This window comes from Alcanivorax sp. HI0044, assembly GCF_001634945.1.
This window is the reverse complement of record NZ_LWEZ01001426.1, coordinates 1-3317: the sequence shown is the minus strand read 5'-3', so window position 1 is coordinate 3317 and position 3317 is coordinate 1. Positions and strand designations below refer to the sequence as shown.

Genomic DNA, 3317 nt, shown 5'->3' with positions numbered 1-3317 from the left:
GACCACCTGCTGTCAGGCAAGAAAGCACTGGTTGTCGGTTACGGCGAAGTGGGCAAGGGCTCAGCCCAGTCCCTGCGCCAGGAAGGCATGATCGTGAAGGTTACCGAAGCGGACCCGATCTGCGCCATGCAGGCCTGCATGGCGCAGATCGGGTCCGCTTCGGTAACCTTCACGATCATGCCTTCCTGGCGCAGGGACTGGGCTGAGCCCTTGCCCACGTCGCCGTAACCGACAACCAGTGCTTTCTTGCCTGACAGCAGGTGGTCGGTGCCGCGTTTGATGGCATCGTTCAGGGAATGACGACAACCATACTTGTTGTCGTTTTTGCTCTTGGTGACGGAGTCGTTCACGTTGACCGCCGGCACTTTCAATGTGCCTTTTTTCAGCATTTCGTAGAGACGGTGCACACCGGTGGTGGTCTCTTCGGTGATGCCGTGAATGCTGTCGAGCATGGCCGGGTAGGTCTCGTGGATGTAGCCGGTCAGGTCGCCACCATCATCCAGAATCATGTTGGCTTCCCACAGCTCGCCGTTGCCGTCGCGACAGGTTTGCTCGATGCACCACATGTACTCTTCTTCGGTTTCGCCTTTCCAGGCAAACACCGGTACGCCGGCGGCGGCGATGGCCGCAGCGGCGTGGTCCTGAGTGGAGAAAATGTTACAGCTTGACCAGCGTACTTCGGCACCCAGGGCGACCAGGGTTTCGATCAGCACAGCGGTCTGAATGGTCATGTGGATACAGCCGATGATTTTGGCGCCTTTCAGCGGCTGCTCGGCACGGTACTTTTCGCGAATGGCGATCAGTGCCGGCATTTCGGTTTCGGCGATATGGATTTCCGAGCGGCCATAGGCGGCAAGGGAAATATCGGCGACTTTATAGTCGGTAAAGGTGTCCGCTTTCGCGTTCATGGTTTTCTCCGTTGGGGTCGGACGTCGAAGGTCGGACGTCTGACGCTAAAAGCTTTCATGCACTTTTCAGTGCCTGGATCAAGTTGTTGAGCATGGCGTAAATGCGGTCAACATCCTGGTTGAGTTTCTCAAGTTCGTCGTGAAAGGCGAGTCGGCTTGAGAGAAAGAGTTGAGTTTCCAACTCCTGCAGTGAGCCTCTGGCGATGTAGAGGAAGCGAACAAAATCCTTGTCGGTTCCCCGGCCTGATCCTTCAGCAATATTTGATGCGACACTCACAGAGGCTCTGCGCATCTGCTGACTCAACCCGAAGCGTTCCTCATCAGGAAAATGTCGGGTGATCAGATAAACCTGTTCAGCCAACTCCATGGCTCCACGCCACACATTGAGGCGCTGATATTTTCGAGACACTTCAGGACCTCCCTGTCCCAAGCGTCCGACGTCAGACTTCTGACGCCCGACTGGTTTTTTTACAGCGCCTTGGCCAGTGCTTCTGCCTTGTCGGTCTTCTCCCAGCTGAACCCTTCACGACCAAAGTGGCCGTAGCTGGCAGTGGGGCGGTAGATCGGCTTGCGCAGGTCGAGCATCTCGATGATGCCGCGCGGACGCAGGTCGAAGTGTTCACGAACCAGATCGACGATGGCGCTATCACTAATCTTGCCGGTGCCGAACGTGTTCACCGAAATGGAGGTGGGTTCGGCCACGCCGATGGCGTAGCTCACCTGGATCTCACATTTGCTGGCCAGGCCCGCGGCGACAATATTCTTGGCCACATAGCGACCGGCGTAGGCGGCAGAACGATCTACCTTGGACGGATCCTTGCCGGAGAAGGCACCGCCACCGTGACGGGCCATGCCGCCGTAGGTGTCCACAATGATTTTACGGCCGGTCAGGCCGCAGTCGCCCATGGGGCCACCGATCACGAAAATCCCGGTGGGGTTCACGTGGTACAGGGTGTCCTTGTGCAGCCATTCTTCCGGCAGCACGGGCTTGATGATTTCTTCCATCACCGTTTCGCGCAGGTCGGCCAGCTTGATGTCCGGGGAATGCTGGGTGGACAGCACCACCGCATCCACGGCCACGGGTTTGCCGTTGTCGTAACGCAGAGTGACCTGGCTTTTCGCATCCGGACGCAGCCAGGGGAGAGTGCCGTTCTTGCGCAACTCGGCCTGACGCTCCACCAGACGGTGAGAGTAGTACACCGGGGCGGGCATCAGGGTATCGGTTTCGTCAGTGGCGAAGCCGAACATCAAGCCCTGGTCGCCGGCGCCCATTTCCTTGTCTTCGGCTTCGTCTACGCCGATGGCGATATCGGCGGATTGCTTGCCGATGCCATTGAGTACGGCACAGCTGGCGCCATCGAAGCCTTTTTCAGAGCTGTCGTAGCCGATATCCAGGATCACCTGGCGAACGATGTCTTCCAGCTCCACGTAGGTGTTGGTGCGCACTTCACCGGCGACCACGGCCATGCCGGTTTTTACCAAAGTTTCCACCGCCACGCGGGCGTGGGGGTCATCCTTGATGATGGCATCCAGAATGGCGTCCGAGATCTGGTCAGCCATTTTATCCGGATGGCCTTCGGACACGGATTCGGAGGTAAAGATGGAATATTCACTCATTGCCGGAGTGCTCCTTGATTACTGGTCTGACGTCGGACGTCAGAAGTCTGATGCTAAAAAACAGAGAGGGTTGGATTTCGTCGTCTGACTTTCGACGTCAGACGTCCGACCCCTCTCCAAGTCATAAAACCTGGAACAATCATCGTGCCCTAATCGAGGCGCTTGAACGTCCTCACCTGCACCTGAAACCCGTTCCGCAGTGCCAGAAACTGGCTTTCCTGCAACTCAAGGCCGGCGCGGCCGGCCCAGTCCACCAGATCGGCTTCATCAAAGCCGAGCCAGAAATCCCCGCAGGTCTCGTGGGCCCAGTGCTGGTCATGCCGACACAGGTCGGTGATCAGCAATGTGCCGCCGGCCTGCAGTTGTGCGGCAGCGGCGCGGATGGCGCTGGCCGGTGCGGGCAGGTGGTGCAGCACCATGTTCAATACCACGGCGTCCACCGTGGGCAGGTTTCTGGCGGCTTGTGGCCAGTCCCCCAGTATTAACTCCACATTTGACCGTTTGGCGACCGTCTTGCGCGCCCGTGTGAGCATGGCCTCGGCATTGTCCAGGCCGATAACCTGTTCAAAATGCCCGGCGAGCTCCAGCAGGAACAGCCCGTCACCGGGGCCAATTTCCAGCACCTGTTTTCCTTCCGGGCTGGCGCGCAACAGCAGCTCGCAGGCCTGTTCGGCATATTGCCCGTACTCGGCGATCAGCTCCTGCTGGGCATCATGCTGTTCGGCGTGCCGGGCAAAAAAGGCGCGGCTTTGCTCTGCCCGTTGTTGCTGCACCTGCTCCAGCCGCGCGGCG

At 58.7% G+C, this 3317-nt stretch carries 3 protein-coding genes and 1 pseudogene; all 4 read right to left on the bottom strand.

All coding sequences use genetic code 11. The annotated features are described in order from the left end of the window. Positions 1 to 125: 125 nt before the first annotated feature. A pseudogene (locus tag A3730_RS21095) lies at positions 126 to 908 on the bottom strand (adenosylhomocysteinase); the annotation flags it as partial. 55 nt (positions 909 to 963) lie between these two features. Beyond that, the gene (locus A3730_RS21090) at positions 964 to 1317 is read right to left on the bottom strand and encodes a four helix bundle protein (RefSeq protein ID WP_082872483.1); all 354 of its coding nucleotides are present in this window, start codon (positions 1315 to 1317) and stop codon (positions 964 to 966) included. Between the two features lie 59 nt (positions 1318 to 1376). Beyond that, positions 1377 to 2525, bottom strand: a complete 1149-nt coding sequence (gene metK, locus A3730_RS21085) for a methionine adenosyltransferase (RefSeq protein ID WP_063518695.1) — start codon at positions 2523 to 2525, stop codon at positions 1377 to 1379. Between the two features lie 149 nt (positions 2526 to 2674). Next, a partial coding sequence (locus A3730_RS21080; RefSeq protein WP_156501288.1) for a class I SAM-dependent methyltransferase occupies positions 2675 to 3317 on the bottom strand: 643 nt, incomplete at its 5' end.

Coding starts and splice junctions, on each gene's coding strand:
- metK (WP_063518695.1), bottom strand. CDS start 2,525: ATGAGTGAATATTCCATCTTTACCTCCGAATCCGTGTCCGAAGGCCAT.